The 17,198-nt window shown below is 72.9% G+C and carries 13 protein-coding genes; 2 read left to right on the top strand and 11 right to left on the bottom strand.

Annotated elements, in window-relative coordinates:
* The first annotated feature begins 105 nt into the window (after positions 1-105).
* Positions 106-1,527, top strand: a complete 1,422-nt coding sequence (locus AB0B40_RS30120) for a lipase maturation factor family protein (protein WP_345057181.1) — start codon at positions 106-108, stop codon at positions 1,525-1,527.
* Here the strand turns inward: AB0B40_RS30120 and AB0B40_RS30115 are convergent.
* The 7 genes from AB0B40_RS30115 to AB0B40_RS30085 are packed head-to-tail and all read right to left on the bottom strand — an operon-like array spanning position 1,515 to position 9,154.
* Entirely contained in the window at positions 1,515-2,354 is an 840-nt protein-coding gene (locus tag AB0B40_RS30115) for an amidohydrolase family protein (protein ID WP_362266658.1), read from the bottom strand. The two genes, AB0B40_RS30120 and AB0B40_RS30115, sit on opposite strands and share 13 nt — an antisense overlap.
* Positions 2,351-3,367, bottom strand: a complete 1,017-nt coding sequence (locus AB0B40_RS30110; protein ID WP_362266656.1) for an aldo/keto reductase — start codon at positions 3,365-3,367, stop codon at positions 2,351-2,353. Before AB0B40_RS30110 ends, AB0B40_RS30115 begins: the two co-directional genes overlap by 4 nt.
* Positions 3,364-4,122, bottom strand: a complete 759-nt coding sequence (locus AB0B40_RS30105; protein WP_345057187.1) for an SDR family oxidoreductase — start codon at positions 4,120-4,122, stop codon at positions 3,364-3,366. Before AB0B40_RS30105 ends, AB0B40_RS30110 begins: the two co-directional genes overlap by 4 nt.
* A complete protein-coding gene (locus AB0B40_RS30100; RefSeq protein WP_345057250.1) occupies positions 4,119-5,459 on the bottom strand; it encodes an enolase C-terminal domain-like protein in 1,341 nt (446 codons plus the stop codon). Before AB0B40_RS30100 ends, AB0B40_RS30105 begins: the two co-directional genes overlap by 4 nt.
* A gap of 38 nt (positions 5,460-5,497) precedes the next feature.
* Positions 5,498-6,523 carry an ABC transporter permease gene (locus AB0B40_RS30095; RefSeq protein ID WP_362266654.1) on the bottom strand — a complete coding sequence of 342 codons (1,026 nt, stop codon included), beginning with the start codon at positions 6,521-6,523 and terminating at the stop codon, positions 5,498-5,500.
* The gene (locus tag AB0B40_RS30090) at positions 6,516-8,093 is read right to left on the bottom strand and encodes a sugar ABC transporter ATP-binding protein (protein WP_362266652.1); all 1,578 of its coding nucleotides are present in this window, start codon (positions 8,091-8,093) and stop codon (positions 6,516-6,518) included. Before AB0B40_RS30090 ends, AB0B40_RS30095 begins: the two co-directional genes overlap by 8 nt.
* Positions 8,090-9,154 carry a sugar ABC transporter substrate-binding protein gene (locus AB0B40_RS30085; protein ID WP_362266650.1) on the bottom strand — a complete coding sequence of 355 codons (1,065 nt, stop codon included), beginning with the start codon at positions 9,152-9,154 and terminating at the stop codon, positions 8,090-8,092. The genes AB0B40_RS30090 and AB0B40_RS30085 overlap by 4 nt, the downstream gene beginning before the upstream one ends.
* A gap of 164 nt (positions 9,155-9,318) precedes the next feature.
* On the opposite strand from AB0B40_RS30085, the gene AB0B40_RS30080 reads away from it, so the two are divergent.
* Positions 9,319-10,020: a FadR/GntR family transcriptional regulator gene (locus AB0B40_RS30080; protein ID WP_345057194.1), complete on the top strand. Its 702-nt coding sequence runs from the start codon at positions 9,319-9,321 to the stop codon at positions 10,018-10,020.
* Between the two features lie 27 nt (positions 10,021-10,047).
* On the opposite strand, the gene AB0B40_RS30075 is transcribed toward AB0B40_RS30080, so the two are convergent.
* From AB0B40_RS30075 to AB0B40_RS30060, 4 genes are all read right to left on the bottom strand, one after another.
* Positions 10,048-10,533 carry a CAP domain-containing protein gene (locus tag AB0B40_RS30075; RefSeq protein WP_345057196.1) on the bottom strand — a complete coding sequence of 162 codons (486 nt, stop codon included), beginning with the start codon at positions 10,531-10,533 and terminating at the stop codon, positions 10,048-10,050.
* Positions 10,534-10,824: 291 nt separating this feature from the next.
* Positions 10,825-13,860 carry a glycoside hydrolase family 38 C-terminal domain-containing protein gene (locus tag AB0B40_RS30070; protein ID WP_362266648.1) on the bottom strand — a complete coding sequence of 1,012 codons (3,036 nt, stop codon included), beginning with the start codon at positions 13,858-13,860 and terminating at the stop codon, positions 10,825-10,827.
* 30 nt (positions 13,861-13,890) lie between these two features.
* Entirely contained in the window at positions 13,891-15,924 is a 2,034-nt protein-coding gene (locus tag AB0B40_RS30065; protein ID WP_362266646.1) for an endo-beta-N-acetylglucosaminidase, read from the bottom strand.
* A complete protein-coding gene (locus AB0B40_RS30060) occupies positions 15,921-17,177 on the bottom strand; it encodes a glycosyl hydrolase (RefSeq protein ID WP_345057202.1) in 1,257 nt (418 codons plus the stop codon). The genes AB0B40_RS30065 and AB0B40_RS30060 overlap by 4 nt, the downstream gene beginning before the upstream one ends.
* Positions 17,178-17,198 lie beyond the last annotated feature (21 nt).

The following is a 17,198-nucleotide window of genomic DNA, read 5'->3' as shown; positions in this document are numbered from 1 at the left end:
GATTACGCCCTATTGTTGGCATCGCACCGGATTGGCTGGCAACTCGGGGAACGCCGTGGTGGTAGCGCGGCGCCGGTGTAGCCGCACAGGAGGGCGTGCACAGCCGTGGACTGGTTCACCGCACCGGGCGACTGGCTGAGCCGGCTGGTCTTCCAGCGGGCCTTGGCCGCCGTGTACCTGGTCGCCTTCCTGACGGCGGCCCTGCAGTTCCGGGCCCTGCTGGGTGAACGCGGGATGCTGCCGGTCCCCCGCTTCACGGCTCGGGTGCGGTTCCGGCGCGCCCCGAGCCTGTTCCAGCTGCATTACTCCGACCGCTTCTTCGCGGGCTCGGCCTGGGCGGGCTGCGCGGTCTCGGCGGCCCTGCTGGCCGGGGCGGACTCCGCGCTCCCGCTGTGGGCCGGCATCCTGCTGTGGCTGGTGCCGTGGGCGCTGTACCTGTCGATCGTCAACGTGGGCCAGACGTGGTACGCGTTCGGCTGGGAGTCGCTGCTGCTGGAGACCGGTTTCCTCGCCGCGTTCCTCGGCAACGACGAGGTGGCGCCACCGGTCGTCGTCCTGTTCCTGCTGCGCTGGATCCTGTTCCGGGTCGAGTTCGGCGCCGGGCTGATCAAGCTGCGGGGCGACGCCTGCTGGCGGAAGCTGACCTGTCTGGACTACCACCACGAGACGCAGCCGATGCCGGGCCCGCTGAGCTGGTTCTTCCATCATCTGCCCAGGCCGCTGCACCGGGTGGAGGTGGCCGCCAACCATGTCACCCAGCTGGTCGTGCCGTTCCTGTTGTTCACCCCTCAGCCGGTCGCCTCGGCCGCCGCCGCACTGATGATCGTCACCCAGCTGTGGCTGGTGCTCTCCGGTAACTTCGCCTGGCTGAACTGGATCACCATCGTGCTGGCCCTGTCCGCGCTCCGGCTGCCCACGGCGGCACCGCCGGTGCCGCCGGCCCCGCTGTGGTACGAGGTGCTGGTGCTCGCGGTCGCCGCCCTGCTGGTCTTCCTCAGCTACCACCCGGTGGTGAACATGATCTCCCGCCGCCAGGTGATGAACCGCTCCTTCGACCCGCTGCATCTGGTGAACACCTACGGCGCGTTCGGCAGCGTCAGCCGGGTCCGCTACGAGGTGGTGGTGGAGGGCACCCTGGACGACACCCCGCGCGAGGACTCCGACTGGCGGGAGTACGCCTTCAAGGGCAAGCCCGGCGATCCCCGGCGCTGGCCGCGCCAGTTCGCCCCCTACCATCTGCGCCTGGACTGGCTGATGTGGTTCGCCGCGCTGTCGCCCGGGTACGCCGGGGAGTGGTTCGGCGCCCTGGTGGAACGCCTGCTGGACAACGACCGGGACACCCTCCGGCTGCTCCGCCGCTCCCCGTTCCCGCCGGACACCCCGCCCCGCTACGTCCGGGCCCGGCTGTTCCGGTACCGGTACACGAGCCGGCGGGAGTGGCGGGAGACGGGGGCGTGCTGGGAGCGGACGTACGTGCGGGAGTACCTGCCGCCGACGCGGCTGGCGGGGGCGGCTCAGAGGTCGTAGACGCGCGTCGCGGTGGTCTCGAACACGGCGGCGCGCTCCGCCTCGCCGAGCCCCGCCGTCAACTCACGGTTGAGGGCGTGGACTTCGGCGTACGGCATGGCCAGGGTGCACACCGGCCAGTCGGAGCCGGCCATCAGCCGGCCGGGGCCGAAGGCGTCCAGGGCCGTGTCGACGTACGGGCGCAGGCCGGCGGGGGTCCGGGCGGCCGGGCCGGCCTCCGTGACCAGACCGGAGAGTTTGGCGACGGTGTTGGGCAGGGCGGCGAGCGCACGCAGGTCCGCGGCCCAGGGTTCGCGGTCCCCGGAGGCGATGGGCGGCTTGCCCAGATGGTCGAGGACGAAGGTGAGCCGCGGCAGGGCCCGGGCCGCCTCGGTGCAGGCCGACAGCTGGTGGGGCAGGACCACGAGGTCGTAGACCAGGCCGGCGTCGGCCACGGCGGCCAGGCCGCGCCGGACGTCGGGCCGCAGCAGCCACCCGGGGTCGGGTTCGCTCTGGACCTGGTGCCGGACGCCCTTCAGGTGGGAGCCGCCGGGGAGCGCGCGCAGCCTGGCCAGCTCGTCGGCGATGTCGGGGCGGGTCAGGTCGGTCCAGCCGACCACCCCCGCGATCAGCTCGTGGGCGGCGGCCAGGGCGAGGAACTCCGGGGTCTCCTGCGCCACCGTGACCGTCTGGACGAGGACCGTGCGGTCGACCCCGGCGGCCCGGGCCTGGGGTTCGAGGTCGGCCAGGGTGAAATTCCGCCGCAGCGGGCCGAGTGCGGGGCCCCGGATCCAGTCCTGGTCGCGGACGTCGAGGTCCCAGAGGTGGTGATGGGCGTCGACGGTCATGGCAGCTCCCCTGCGGCGCGGACGCCGGTGTGCGGGGCGACGCGCGTGCCGGCTCCGGCCGGGGGCAGCAGGCCGGTGTCGCGCAGCTCCCGCCAGCAGGCGTCCGGCACCGGGGTGGCGAACTGCTGTGCGCAGTCACGGATCTCGGCCTCGGACCGGGCGCCGGCCAGGACGCTCACCACGGCCGGGTGGGCGGAGGCGAAGGCCAGGGCGGCCGCGCGCAGGGTGGTGCCGTGGCGCTCGGTGACCTCCTTGATGCGCAAGGCCCGGTCCAGCAACTCCCGTGGTGCCGGGACGTAGTCGTACGTCGAGCGTGGTGTCGGGTCGGCCAGCAGACCGGAGTTGAAGGCGCCGCCGACGACGACCGACACGCCGCGCCTCAGCGCCTCGGGCAGCAGCCCGGTCGCCGCGCTCCCGTCGAGCAGGGTGTACCGGCCCGCGCAGAGGACCACGTCGACGTCCGTGTCGCGGACGAACCGGGTGAGCGTTCCGGCCTGGTTCATGCCGACGCCGATCGCGCCCACCACACCCTCGGCACGGAGTCTCTCCAGCGCCGGGTAGCCCTCGCGCAAGGCCTGTTCGACGTGGTCGTCGGGGTCGTGGAGGTAGACGACGTCGACGCGGTCGAGGCCGAGGCGGTCCAGGCTCGCTTCCAGGGTGCGGCGGATGCCGTCGGCCGTGAAGTCCCGGACACGGCGGTGGGTGGCCGGTACGGCGAACCCGTCGGCGAGGTCGTCGCCGGTGCCGTCGGCCGGGACCAGGCGGCGGCCGACCTTGGTGGAGACCGTGTAGCGGGAGCGGTCGTACTCGCGCAGGGCCGCGCCCAGACGCCGTTCGGACAGGCCGAGGCCGTAGTGGGGGGCGGTGTCGAAATAGCGGATGCCGCACTCCCAGGCGGCCCGGACCGCGGCCCGCGCCTGCTCGTCGGTCACCGGGGTGTACAGGTTGCCGAGGGCCGCGGCGCCGAAGCCGAGCGGGGTGACCTCGACGCCGCTGCGGCCCAGCGGGCTCACCGGTCCGCCGCCGGGCGCAGCCGCAGGCCCTGCATACCGCCGTCGACGGCGAGCGCGGTGCCGGTGGTGGCGCCGGAGAGGGGGCCGGCCAGGTAGGCGATGGCGCCCGCCACCTCGGCGGCGGAGACGAGCCGTCCGGTGGGCTGGCGGGCCTCCAGGGCGGCGCGTTCGGCGGCCGGGTCCGGGGCCGCGTCCAGCAGCCGGCCGATCCAGGGGGTGTCCGCCGTACCGGGGTTGACGCAGTTGACGCGGATGCCCTCGCGGACGTGGTCGGCGGCCATGGCGAGGGTCAGGGAGTACACGGCGCCCTTGGTGGCGCTGTACAGGGCGCGCTGCGGCAGGCCCGCGGTGGCCGCGACGGAGCAGGTGTTGACGATCGCCGCGTGGTCGGAGCGACGCAGGTACGGCAGGGCGGCCCGGGCCGTGCGGACCATGCCGAGGACGTTGACGTCGAAGACGTGCCGCCATTCGGCGTCGTCGTTGTCCTCGACGGTGCCCTGGGCACCGATGCCCGCGTTGTTCACCAGGATGTCCAGCCCGCCGAGGGCCCCCGCGGCCTCCTGTACGGCCGTGCGCACCGAGGCGTCGTCGGTGACGTCGGCGCGCAGCGCGAGGAGCGGCTGCCGCACCGCGGACGGGTCCAGGTCGAGTACGGCGACGTGGGCGCCGCGGGCGGCGAGAAGGCCGGCGGTGGCCCGGCCGATGCCGGAGGCGCCGCCCGTGACCAGGGCCCTCAGGCCCGCGAAGTCGCTCATGCCGCCCGTCCTTTCCGGGGGTCGGGGCAGGCGGCCCAGTAGGTGCCGCCGGGGAAGGTGTACCGCGCGACGGACTCCGGGCGCATGGCCGCGGAGAAACCGGGTGCGGTGGGTGCCGAGTAGTGGCCGTCGCGGATGACGACCGGGGTGAGGAAGTGTTCGTGGAGGTGGTCGACGTACTCGATGACCCGGTCTTCGGTGCTGCCGGAGACGGCCAGGTAGTCGAACATCGCCAGGTGCTGGACGAGTTCGCAGAGGCCGACTCCGCCCGCGTGCGGGCAGACAGGGACGCCGAACCGGGCGGCGAGCAGCAGGATGGCGAGGTTCTCGTTGACCCCGCCGACGCGGGCGGCGTCGATCTGCACGATGTCGAGGGCGCCGGCCTGGAGCATCTGCTTGAACATGACGCGGTTGTGGAGGTGTTCGCCGGCGGCGACCTTCACGGGGCCGACCGCGTGGCGGATCCTGGCGTGGCCGAGGACGTCGTCCGGGCTGGTGGGCTCCTCGATCCAGTAGGGGCCGAACTCGGCCAGGGCCCGCGTCCAGCGGATCGCCTCGTCCACGTTCCAGCGCTGGTTGGCGTCGATCGCCAGGCGTACGTCGGGACCGACGGCCGCGCGGGCCGCCCGGCAGCGGCGGACGTCGTCCGCGAGGTCGGCGCCGACCTTCAGCTTGATCTGCCGGAAGCCGTCGGTGACGGCCTGGGCGGCGAGCCGGCGGAGCTTGTCGTCGTCGTAGCCGAGCCAGCCCGGGGAGGTGGTGTAGGCGGGGAAGCCCCGCTCCAGCAGCCGGGCACGGCGGTCCCCGGCGCCTTCCCTGCCCCGTCTCAGCAGGCCGAGGGCCTCCTCGGGGGTGAGCGCGTCGGTGAGGTACCGGAAGTCGATCTGCCCCACCAGCCATTCGGGTTCGGCGTCGGCGAGCAGCTGCCACAGCGGCTTGCCGGCCCGCCGGGCGGCGAGGTCCCAGACGGCGTTGACGACGGCCCCGATCGCCATGTGCATCACGCCCTTCTCCGGGCCGAGCCAGCGCAGCTGACTGTCGGCGACCAGGTCCCGGGAGAGCGAGCCGGGGTCGGCGCAGAGTTCCTCGACGTCGCGGCCCAGCACATGGCCCCGCAGTGCCTCGATCGCGGCGACCTGGACGTCGTTGCCCCGTCCGATGGTGAAGGTGAATCCGTGTCCCTCCAGCCCGTCGGCGGCGTCGCTGCGCAGCACGGCGTAAGCCGCCGAGTAGTCGGGGTCCGGGTTCATCGCGTCGGAGCCGTCCAGCTCGCGCGAGGTGGGGAAGCGGATGTCGTGGGTGTCCAGCGCGGTGATGCGGGCGGTGGCCTGGGACACGGAAGTCCTTTCCGTCATGGGGCGGTCGGTGGCTCGTGTCAGTCCTGGGCGCGGCCCGTCGTGACCCGCGCGATCATGAGGGCGACGAGGATGATGCCGCCGTAGATCGCCTGGATCCAGAACGACGGCACCTGGGCGAGGGTGAGCAGGTTCTGTACGACGCCCAGGAGGAGGACGCCGGTCAGGGCACCGGACATGGTGCCCTTGCCGCCGTCCAGGCTGATGCCGCCGATCACCGCCGCGGCGAACACCGTGAAGATCATGTTCTGGCCCTGGTTGGCGCTGATCGCGCCGACGTACCCGGTCTGCATCAGTCCGCCCACGGAGGCGAGGACACCCGCCACCACGAACACCCCGAGCATCACCCGTTCCACCCGGATCCCGGCGGCGCGGGCGGCGTCCGGGTTGCCGCCGATGGCGTACAGGGCACGGCCGACACGGTGGTACCGGAGCACGCCCCCGGCGACGGCGAAGGCACCGGCGGCGAGCCACACCGACAGCGGGACGGCGAGGAAGGTGGTGGTGGCCGGCGAGGAGAAGCTGTCCGGCATGCCGAACAGCGTCTTGCCCTTGGTCGCGCCGACCAGCAGCCCGCGCAGCACGATCAGCATGGCCAGCGTCACGATGAACGCGTTGAGCCGGAACTTCACGACCAGGACGCCGTTGAGGGCGCCGACGGCCGCGCCGGTGGCGGGGATCGCGAGCAGGGCGAGGGGCGCCGGGAACCCGGAGCCCCAGCCGGACTGTCCCGTGGGCAGGACGAGGAGCGCACCGACGGCGGGTGCGATGCCGACGACCGACTCCAGGGACAGGTCGAACTTGCCGGTGATGAGCACCAGCGACTCGGCGAGCACGACCATGGCCAGGGCGGCGGAGGCGCCCAGGATCGAGATGAGGTTCCGCTCGGTCAGGAACGAGTCGTTGACCACCGCGCCCAGCACCATCAGCAGCAACAGGGCGGGCAGCAGGGCGAGTTCGCGGGCCCGGCGGACCAGTACCGCCCGTGCCGGCCGCCGGTCGGTGACGCGGGGCGGGGTCAGCGGTGTGGCCTTGGTGTCAGCCATGGTCCACTCCTTCGATGGAGGCGATCAGCTCGTGGTCGCGCCAGCCCGCCGGGTGCTCGGCGGCGATCCGGCCGTGGAAGAGCACGAGGACACGGTCGCAGCGGCGCAGGTCGTCGAGTTCGTCGGAGACGACGAGCACGGCGGTGCCGTCCTCTCCCGCGCTGTCCATGCGGGCCAGCAGGGACTCCTTGGACTTCACGTCGACGCCCGCGGTGGGGTTGATCAGGACGAGCAGGCGTGGGTCGGAGGCGAGGGCGCGGGCCATGACGACCTTCTGCGCGTTGCCGCCGGACAGGTCGGAGACGGGCTGTGCGGGGCCCTCGGTGTGGATGTCGAGGCGGTCGATCAGCTCGGCGGCGAAGCCGCGTCTGCGGTCGGTGCCGACGAAGCCGAAGCGGCCGAGCCGGTCCAGGACGCTCAGGGTGACGTTGTCGCCGACGGTCATGCCGGGGATCAGGCCCTGCTCGTGCCGGTCGCGGGGCACGCAGCCGACGCCCGCGTCCAGTGCGGCCCGCACATCGCCGAACGGGAGCCTCCTTCCTTCTATCCGGGCCGATCCGCCGGTGGGGGTGCGCAGTCCGGCGAGGGTCTCGGCGAGTTCCACCTTGCCGCTGCCGCTGCTTCCGGCGAGTCCGACGACCTCACCGCGGCGGACGGTGAGGCCGATGTCCCGGTACGCGGTGGAGGTGAGCCCGCGGACGTCGAGGACGACGGGGGACGCGGTGGGCACCGCGTCGCGCGTGTGCGCGTGCGCGGTGACCGCCTCTCCCGCCATGGCCTCCACCAGAGCCGCCCTGGGCAGGTCGGCGACGGGAGCGGTGATGATCCAGCGGGCGTCGCGCAGCACGGTGACGGTGTGGCAGACCTCGTAGACCTCCTGCAGATGGTGCGAGATGAACAGGAAGGTCACCCCTGAGTCCTGCAGTGCCCGCATGCGGCCGAACAGCCGCTCGATCTCGCGGTTGTCGAGCTGGGCGGTCGGCTCGTCCAGGACGATGAACCGGGCGCCGAAGCTGAGTGACCGGGCGATCTCCACCATCTGCCGGTCCTCGACGGTGAGGTCGGCGGTCCGGGCCTCGGGGTCGACGCGGATGTCCCAGGTGTCGAGGAGTTCGGCGGCCCGGCCGCGCAGCCGGCGCCAGGCGATGAACCCTCGGCGCACCGGCCGCGGGGCGACGCCGTGCTCCTCCCTGGGCCGTCCCCCGGGCCCTCGGCCGCCCCGGAGTCCCGGGCCGGCCGGCCCGGCGGCATGGATCTGCGACATGAAGAGGTTCTCGGCGACCGTCAGTTCCGGTACGAGGGTGGGCTTCTGGTAGACGCAGGCGACTCGGCGGCGCCAGGCGTCCCGGTCGGCGAGCGGCGGCGCGGGCTCGCCGTCGAAGCGGACGGTGCCCGCGTCCGGGGCCCGCAGTCCGGTGAGGATGTCGACCAGGGTGGACTTGCCCGCGCCGTTGCGGCCGACGAGGGCGTGGGACTGGCCGGGCAGCACGGTCAGCCGGCCGTCTGCGAGGGCGAGTGTGGGGCCGTACCGCTTGACGATCCCCTGTGCTTCCGCGAGTGGGGTGCTCATCGCAGGGTGTTGCCCCACAGCTTCGGGTCGTCGACGTTGTCCTTGGTGACGAGGGGCGCGGGGAGCTGGTCCTCGAGGATTCCGCCGGGCAGCTCGACGATCGTGGAGTCGTGGTCGGTGGGGCCGGGCTTGAACGTCCTCCCCCGCATCGCGGCCTTGATGTAGTACATGCCGTACTTGGCGTAGGCGTCGGCGGGCTGGGAGACGGTGGCGTCGATGCGGCCCGTGCGGATGGCGTCGAGCTCCTGCGGGATGCCGTCGTTGGAGACGATGACGATGTGGCCCTCGTGTCCCGCCGTGGTGAGCATGTTCTTCGCCTTGAGGGTCTGCAGGGTGGGGGCGAGGTAGACGCCGCCGGCCTGCAGGTAGATTCCCTTGATGTCGGGGTGGGCGTTGAGGAGTGTGTCGAGCCGGGAGGCCGCGGTGTCCGACTCCCACTTGGCGGGGATCTCCAGGATCTTCAGGCCGGGGTACTTCTTCGTGACGCAGGACCGGAACGCCTCCGACCGGTCGCGGCCGTTGACCGAGGCGAGGTCGCCCATGATCTGCACGACCTTGCCGCCGGTGACGTGCTGCCCGAGGTAGTCGCAGGCCTTCTCGCCGTACGCGGCGTTGTCCGCCCGTACGACCATCGCGACCTTGCCCTTGTCCGGTGCCACGTCGACGGCGACGACCGGTACGCCCTTGCGTTCGGCCTGGCCCAGGCCCGCCTCGATGGCGGCGCTGTCGAGCGGGGCGACGACGAGGCCCTTCACGCCCTGGTTCAGTTCGTTGTCGATGTCGGTGATCTGCTGTGCGGGGTCGCTGTTGGAGTTGACCGTCTTCAGTGCCTCGACGCCCTGTGCGGTGGCCATCCTGGGCACGTAGTCGTTGTACGACTGCCAGAACGGCGAGGTCAGCAGCGGCAGGATCACACCCACCTTGCCGGTGCCGCCGCTGCCGGCGCCCGCCGTGTCCTCGGTGCTGCCGCAGGCGGCGAGCAGGAGCGAGGCGCCGACGGCCAGAGCCGCCACGCCGGTGATCCGGGACCTGCTGCGTTTCCTCACTGTGCTGGCGGGCATCTCGTGGCTCCTCGTCGAGGGTGTTCGAGCAGACGCCCGCATACTTATCAGACCAATGAGAGCCCACAACACCCTTGTGCGGCGAGAATTCGGGGATCCAGAGTGCAGTGGTCGGACCACTTGGCTGGTTACACTGCGACGCACCCGGTGACTGGAGGAGTGGCGTGGACGAGGCGGCCCCGCAGAAGGGCACGGTGACCCAGCGCGCGATCGAGGAGGTCAAGGCGATGATCGCCGAGGGCCGGCTGGAGCCGGGGCAGCGGCTGCCCACCGAACGGGAACTCGCCGTGCGGCTCGGCATCTCGCGCAGTTCGATGCGGGAGGCGATCCGCGCGCTGACGGTCCTGGGTGTCCTGGAGGCCCGGCACGGCTCCGGGATCTACGTCACCGCCCTGGAGGCCGGCGACCTGCTGGAGACGTTCGGGGTGGTCGCCGACCTGTCCCGCGGGCCGCGGCTGGTGGAGCTGCTGGAGGTGCGCCGGATCCTGGAGTCGACGGCGACCGCGCTGGCCGCCGCGCGCATCACGGACGAGCAACTCGCCGCCGTGGGGGAGCACTTGGCGGCGATGAACGCCACCGACGACCCCGAGGAGATCATCGCCCACGACCTCGCCTTCCACCGCGAGATCGCGTCGGCCGCGGGCAACGAGACCATGGCCGCCATCCTGGACGGCCTGTCCTCGCGCACCTTCCGCGCCCGTGTCTGGCGCGGCTACCAGGAGGAGGGCGCCTTCGCCCGCACCCGCCGCGAGCACACCGCCATCCACCGCGCCCTCACCGCCCGCGACCCGGAGGCGGCGCGGGCGGCGGCAGCGGCGCATGTGGGCGAGGTGGAGGAGTGGCTGCGGGCGCAACTCACCGGCTAGCACCGCGTCTTCGGCCGGCAGGGCGGGTCAGGGCTTGTACCAGCAGACCGTCACGCCGGACCGCGCGCCACAGCCGATCTTGGTGAAGCGGCTCTGGATCATGTTCCAGTAGTGGCCCCACTGCCGGTAACCCGGGCTCTGTGGATCCTTGTTGGAGTCGGCGTCGTACTTGCTCTTCTCGGCGGCCCACTGCCCGGTGGCCTGGGTCGGCCCGGCGGACGAAATGTTCTCGGCACCGTTGAACGACGGGGAGTGCTGGAGGCCGTTCGCCGTGGACTGCGGGTTGTCGGCCCAGGCCTGTGCGTCCTTGGCGACACTGTCGTCCCACGTCAACGGCGGTGCGCCGGCGTCCCTTCGCACGGAGTTGGTCTCGTCGACGATGTTCTGCTGATCGCCGCCGCTGATGTCGGAGACAGCCGCGGAAGCACTCGTCGCGAACATCGCGCTTGCGCCCATCAGCCCCGCCGCTATGACGGCCACGGCCTGATGGCGAACCCAAGTGGGCTTGTTCATGGCGACCCCCTGGTCGCAGAGTGGATGGCAGAGCCTGCCGACGGGCATCACCCGCCCCGGAGCGGCCCCGTGGCCGGCCCGTGGGACGGCCGGACCAGGGCCCTGCTCCCGCGGTGGCCGGGAAAGCAACCGCCGGCGAAATGGCCTGGTCGGGCGGCCGTACGACCGCCCCCTTCACCCGACCAGCCTAAGCCGGGGGTGTCCGCGCGTCGACCGGGGAGCCCACGGGGCCGGGAGACGGGACGGGCCCCGGGGGCAGCCCGTCCGGGTGCCGGCCCGGCAGGCGTGGGGTCAGTGCCTGCGCAGCCGGAGTGTCATCAGCTCGAACGGCCGCAGACGCAGGGCGATCCGCTCGGCCTCGTGTGCCGGCGGTTCCCCGTCCTCGACCGGCCGCTCCAGCAGGTCGGTGGCGGTGACCTCGGCGACCGGGAAACCGGCCGTCAGTGTCGCCCGCGCCCGGCCGCCGTGGGCCTCGTGGAAGCGGACGACCACGTCACCGCTGCCGTCGTCGGCGAGCTTCACCGCCGTCACCACCACCGCGTCGTTGTCCACCGTGACCAGCGGGGCGACCTCGCGCGCACCGGTCGCGGACCGTTCCGGCAGGTTGATCCGCCAGCCCTCGCGGACCGCGTCGGCGACCGACGCGCCGGGGATGAGGGCGTGCCGGAAGCGGTGGACGCCCTGGTCCGTCTCCGGGTCGGGGAAGCGCGGCGCGCGCAGCAACGACACCCGGACCGTGGTGGTCGTACCGGGGCGGCCCGCACCGCGTACCGTGCGGGTCACGTCGTGGCCGTACGTCGAGTCGTTGACGACGGCCACTCCCCAGCCGGGCTCCTCCAGCTGCACGAACCGGTGGTTGCACGCCTCGAACTTGGCGGCCTCCCAGGAGGTGTTGGTGTGGGTGGGGCGGTGGACGTGCCCGAACTGGGTCTCGGAGGCGTAGCGTTCGGCGTGCAGGTCGAACGGGAAGGCCAGTTTCAGGAACTTCTCCGTCTCGTGCCAGTCGACCTCGGTGTCGATGACGAGACGGCGCTCGTCCGGCGGCAGCGACAGCAGCTGGGTGACCCGGGAGGCGCCGAAGGCCCGCACGACCCGCACCGAGGCGCCGTCCTCGCCGGCCGTGACCGACTCGGCGTCGGTGAGATCGGTGACGGTGTTGCGGTAGAAGGAGTCGACGTCCCAGGCGTCCCACATGTTGGGGAAGTCCGGGTGGAGCTGGAGCAGGTTCGCGGCCTCGCCGGGGGCCACGGTCTCGCGGTCGGCGGCGGGATCGTAGGCCGAGACGACCAGGCCGCGGGCGTCGACGGCGATCCGCAACAGGCCGTTGTCCAGCGTGAACCCGCCGTCCTCGCGGGGCGCGAGCAGGGTGCCGCCCGCCGCGGCCCGGGCAGGCGGGGCCGGGGCGGCGGCGCCGCCCGCCGGGACGCCGTGGCGGGCGTGCGGGGCGGCGTTGAAGACCAGCGGGGTGGTGCCCTCGCCGGCGAGCGCGCGCTGGGCGTCCTCGATGATCGTGGTCAGCTCGGCGGCCAGCCGCTCGTACGTCGCCCGGGCCTCCCGGTGCACCCAGGCGATGGACGAGCCGGGCAGGATGTCGTGGAACTGGTGCAGCAGGACCGTCTTCCAGATGCGGTCCAACTCCGCGTAGGGGTAGGGGAACCCGGCGCGCACGGCCGCGGTGGCCGCCCACAGTTCGGCCTCCCGCAGCAGGTGTTCGCTGCGCCGGTTGCCCTGCTTGGTCTTCGCCTGGCTGGTGAGGGTGGCGCGGTGCAGTTCGAGGTACAGCTCGCCCACCCACACGGGCGGTGCCGCGTACTCGGCCTCGGCCCTTTCGAAGAACGCGCGCGGGGTCTCCCACACGACGGTGGCCGAGCCCTCCAGGTCGCGCAGCCGGGCCGCCTTGCCGACCATCTCCCGCGTCGTACCACCGCCTCCGTCACCCCAGCCGGTGGGCGCGAGGGAGTGCCGGGCCCTGCCCATGTCCCTGAAGTTGCGGACCGCGTGGGCGATCTCGCTGCCCTTCATCGAGCAGTTGTAGGTGTCGACGGGCGGGAAGTGCGTGAAGACGCGGGTGCCGTCGATGCCCTCCCAGTGGAAGGTGTGGTGCGGGAACCTGTTCGTCCGGGACCAGGAGATCTTCTGTGTCAGCAGCCACTTCGAGCCGGCCGCCTTGATGATCTGCGGGAGACCCGCGGCGAAACCGAAGGTGTCCGGCAGCCACGCCTCCTCGTTCTCGATGCCGAACTCGTCGAGGAAGAACCGCTTGCCGTGCACGAACTGCCGGGCCATCGCCTCCGAGCCGGGCATGTTGGTGTCCGACTCCACCCACATCCCGCCGGCCGGCACGAACCGCCCCTCCGCCACGGCCTTCTTCACCCGGGCCCACACCTCGGGCCGGTGCTCCTTCACCCACGCCCACTGCTGCGCCTGGGACATGGCGAACACGAACTCCGGCTCGTCCTCGATCAGCGCGGTCATGTTGGCCGTCGTACGGGCCACCTTGCGCACGGTCTCGCGCAGCGGCCACAGCCACGCCGAGTCGATGTGCGCGTGCCCGACGGCGCTGATCCGGTGCGCGGACGGCACGGCGGGGGCCGACAGCACGCCGGTGAGGCGCTCCCGGGCCCGGTCCGCCGTGCCGTTCACGTCCTGCAGGTCGACGGCGTCCAGGGCGCGCTCGACCGCGCGCAGGATGTCCCAGCGGCGCGGGGAGTCGGCGGGCAGCTCGGCCATCAGCTCGCCGAGCACCTCCAGGTCCAGCACCAGCTGCCACACGGTCTCGTCGAGGACGGCGAGGTCCATGCGGGCGAGTGTGTACTGCGGCTCCTGTCCGGCGGTGTCCTTGTCGCCGAGCCGGGTGGGCCGGAAGGGGTGGTAGTCCAGGATGACGGGGTTGGAGGCGGCCTCGATGTGCAGGCGCACCTCCTCACCGCCCGCGACGGGCGCGCCGATCCGTACCCACTGGTTGCGCGGGTTGAGGCCCTTCACGGGCGTGCCGTCGGGCCGGTAGACCAGGCCCTCGCACTGGAAGCCCGGCATGTTCTCGTCGAAGCCCAGGTCCAGTACGGCCTCGACGGTCTTCCCGGCCCACGCCGCGGGCACGGTCCCGGTCACCCGGAACCAGCTGGTGCCCCAGGGAGCACCCCACCGGGCGCCCACCTCGATCGGCTCGGGCTCGGCGGCGAGCCCCTGCGCGACCGGCACGGGCTCGCCGGGCGCGTGCCACACCGCGACGCGGAGCGGTACGGACTCCGGATACACGGCGGGGCGGATACGTTCGTCGAGGACGCGCCTGAGGCGGGCTTCCACCAGAGTGCGGTCGTCATGCATGCGGGGTGCTCCCTGCGGGGTTCCGGGTGATTACCAGGGGTGGGTGACGGTCACGGGAGTCGAGGCGTTGTAGAGCTCCCCCACGGCGCGCAGTTCGAACCGTGCCGCGCTCTCTCCCGGCTCGGGGCGCAGGCCGGCGAGGTGGTAGGAGCGCTGGCCGGTGGCGCCGAGGAAGCGGCGGGTGCCGTCGGGGAGGAGGCGGTGGAGGGTGTAGTGGCGCACGGTGCCGGGGGCGGCGTTCCAGGCGAGGCGGAGGTCGCCGCCGTTCGCGGCGGTGACGCGGGCGCCGGAGGGTGCGGCGGGGGCGGTCGGGGTGCCGGCGGGACGGACGGCGAGGCCGCCCAGCCGCCAGCGCACCGGGCCCGCGGTGGCGGTGAGCCGGACACCGAGGGCGTGGACGGTGCCGGACAGCCCTGTGAGCGGAACGGTCACGCGCTGCCAGCCGTTGACCGAGTTCACACGGACACCCGCGGTGGCGCTGAGATACGTGTACGGCGGTGCGGCCCCCGCCGTACCGGGTTCGGCCGTCGCCACGGCCAGCTCGACGTTCACATCCCCGGGCTCGCTCCGGCATGCCAGGTCGACAACCGTGTTCACACCGATCGGCAGCCGGGTCGCGTACAGATCCAGCACCGCCGGTTGATCCAGTTCACCCGCCACCAGCACACTGCTCCCGCCCCGCCAGGCATCGGCGAAGTCGAGCGAGACCGCCGGCCGCTCCCCCGCCGTGCGGACCACCCACCGCCGCGACGGCAGCCGGTCCTGGAGCCCGAGGTGGTTCCAGGGCACGTCCGAGGTGACGGCCCCCTCCTCGTACCACCGCAGCCCGTGTCCCGTGTTGAACACGCTCGCGAACGGCACCGAGGTCACCGTCGACCGGTCCGCCACGAAGACCGCCGGCGCCCGCCACGGATCGCTCGCGTCGGGCCGCGACGGGTCCAGTGACCGCCCGGTCCAGAACCGGTCGTCCGCCGCGTGGAAGTCCCCGGGCGCACGCCGGTCGGGGGGCAGGTGGTTGCGGGTCCACTCGGGCCGGTAGAGGCCGACCGAGGTGACGTGCGGCTTCCCGGCCGGCACGATCGCGTCCCAGTCCACGGAGGAACCGGAGCCGTTGGACTCGACGTCGACGCCGGCCCACAGCTCGTAGCGCCCGCGGCCCAGTTGCTGCGCCTTCGTGCCGGACGAGGCGAGCGTAGCGGCGCTCCACCGGAAGTCCACGAACATGTCGTCGGCGGCCTGGAAGAACGGCTGGTTCTGGCTGTTCAGGGCCCCTTGCCAGCTGACGGTGCCGTTCACGGTCATCGCGTCGTACCAGGTGACCCGCTGTCCCCTGGCCGCCGCGAGCGCCTTCAGCTCCTTCATGAAGCCCAGCACGGCCGTGCCGAGCGCGGTGTTCCCGCCGCCCGTCTCGGCGTTCACGAACCAGCCGTCGAAGCCGTACGCCGCCGCCACCGCGACGAGTCGGGCCGCGAGCGGGTAGTGCCCGGTGGCGTCCTTCTGCACCAGGTCCCGGGTCCACTGCAGCTGCCCGCCGTATGCCACCGGGGGCAGGAAGACGTTCCCGAGGACGGGGACACCGTGCCGGTGGGCGGCGTCCACCACGGGCGCGTTGGGCGCGAGGATCAGGCCCTCGCCGGCCGAGCCGCCCCAGAACACCAGCTCGTCGAGGTACGCCCAGTGGGTGAGGGCGTAGTAGTCGGCGGTGGCCGAGCCCTGGGAGGGGTTGGCCGACGTCGGTCCGAAGGAGACGAGCGCCTGGATGCGGGCCTGCCCGGAGCGGGCGGTGGGGTTCGCCGGGGTGGGGGTGAAACGGGAGGCCAGCGGTACGGAGGCGGCGTTGCAGGCGAGGTCGGGATCGTCGGCCGCGCGCCAGTTCTTCAGGGCGCGCCAGGTGATGCCGGGGCCGGGGCTGCCGGCGGGAAGCGAGTCCGGGTACCAGTACGAGGCGTACGGCGGGGTCGCCGCGGCGGCCCGCGAGGCCGCCGCCGACGGCGGCGAGGGGGCCAGGCCGGCGGTCGCCGTGGCGGTGGCGGCGATCAGCACGGTGCGTCTGGTGGGGTTCACGAGCGGGTGCCTCCTTGGGGGGTGGGGAGTACCTGGTCGGGAGTGACGACGTCGGTGATGCCGCGCGCGGCGAGGTGCTCCTTGTCGTCGGCGCGCGTGTCGAGCACGGTGGTGGGGCGGGCGCCGTCGGCGACGAGCCGGAAGAAGGTGTCGAAGACCTCTCCGCCGGGGGCGCAGCGGGAGCGGTGGGCCGGGTCCGCGGGCACGACGAGGGCCGTGCCGCGCACCGGCGGGGTGCGGCGGGGCCGGCGAGTCGCGCCGGAGAGAGCCCGGGCGATGTCCTTCGGCCGCCGTTCCCCGGTCAACAGGCCGAGGGAGTACTCCAGTTCGGGGAAGTCGCCGAGGGTGCGCGAGACGTCGTGGGAGCACCACCAGGTGACGCCCCACAGGTCGGGGCAGTCCAGGACGTTCTCGACCGTCGCCTCGGCGAAGGCGGCGGCGTGCTCGGCGGGTACCAGGGGTGCGGGGGCGCCGACCTCCTGGAGCCACACCGGCCGGTGCGGCGCGTCGGCCCATGCCTTGCTCAGCTCGACCAGGTACTCGGCGTGGTGCTCGGCCGGGACGGAGGTGCGGCCGTGGCGCTGGGCGGTGCCGTTGAACACCCAGGAGTGCACGGCGGTGACGGCGCCGAGCCGGGCCGAGTGGCCGGGGGTGAAGGGCTGGTCGTCCTGGTACCAGGCGGCGTCGTAGGAGGCGTGCAGATGGAGGCGGCCCGGCGCTCCCTCGGCACAGGCGGCCAGCATCCGGGTGAGCCAGCGTTCGGCCTCCTCGGTGGTGATCCGGTCGGGGTCGGGGTGGGGGCCGGCGGCGAACTGGTTGACCTCGTTGCCGACGGTCATGCCGATGAAGTTGGGGCGGCCGGCGAGGGCGGCGGCGAGGGTCCGCAGGTAGGCGGCCTGGCCGTCGGTCACGTCCGGGTCGGTGAAGAGGTTGCGGCGGTGCCAGGTGCGGGTCCAGGCGGGCAGGAAGTCGAAGCTGCTCAAGTGGCCCTGCAGCCCGTCCACGTTGACGTCCAGGCCGCGCTCGGCGGCGGCGTCGGCCAGGGCCACGAGCTGGTCCAGGGCACGCGGCCGGATCAGGGTGCGGTTGGGCTGGAAGTACGGCCACAGCGGGAAGACCCGGATGTGGTCCAGGCCGAGCGCGGCGATCGAGTCCAGGTCGGCGCGCACGGAGTCGAGGTCGAAGTCGAGCCAGTGGTGGAACCAGCCCTCGCTGGGCGTGTAGTTGACGCCGAAGCGCACGGCAGGAGACATGGGTGTCCTTGCTGTCCTCGG

The sequence above is a fragment of the Streptomyces sp. NPDC042638 genome (genome assembly GCF_040647235.1).
Classification (GTDB): Bacteria; Actinomycetota; Actinomycetes; order Streptomycetales; family Streptomycetaceae; genus Streptomyces; species Streptomyces rameus.
Note: the sequence above shows the minus strand (reverse complement) of the source record. Positions and strands in the feature narration are given on the sequence as shown.

Excerpts from the sequence above, each read along its gene's own strand:
- AB0B40_RS30060 (WP_345057202.1), bottom strand. The coding sequence starts at position 17,177 with ATGTCTCCTGCCGTGCGCTTCGGCGTCAACTACACGCCCAGCGAGGGC.
- AB0B40_RS30095 (WP_362266654.1), bottom strand. The coding sequence starts at position 6,523 with ATGGCTGACACCAAGGCCACACCGCTGACCCCGCCCCGCGTCACCGAC.
- AB0B40_RS30105 (WP_345057187.1), bottom strand. The coding sequence starts at position 4,122 with ATGAGCGACTTCGCGGGCCTGAGGGCCCTGGTCACGGGCGGCGCCTCC.
- AB0B40_RS30075 (WP_345057196.1), bottom strand. The coding sequence starts at position 10,533 with ATGAACAAGCCCACTTGGGTTCGCCATCAGGCCGTGGCCGTCATAGCG.
- AB0B40_RS30085 (WP_362266650.1), bottom strand. The coding sequence starts at position 9,154 with ATGCCCGCCAGCACAGTGAGGAAACGCAGCAGGTCCCGGATCACCGGC.
- AB0B40_RS30115 (WP_362266658.1), bottom strand. The coding sequence starts at position 2,354 with ATGACCGTCGACGCCCATCACCACCTCTGGGACCTCGACGTCCGCGAC.
- AB0B40_RS30090 (WP_362266652.1), bottom strand. The coding sequence starts at position 8,093 with ATGAGCACCCCACTCGCGGAAGCACAGGGGATCGTCAAGCGGTACGGC.
- AB0B40_RS30070 (WP_362266648.1), bottom strand. The coding sequence starts at position 13,860 with ATGCATGACGACCGCACTCTGGTGGAAGCCCGCCTCAGGCGCGTCCTC.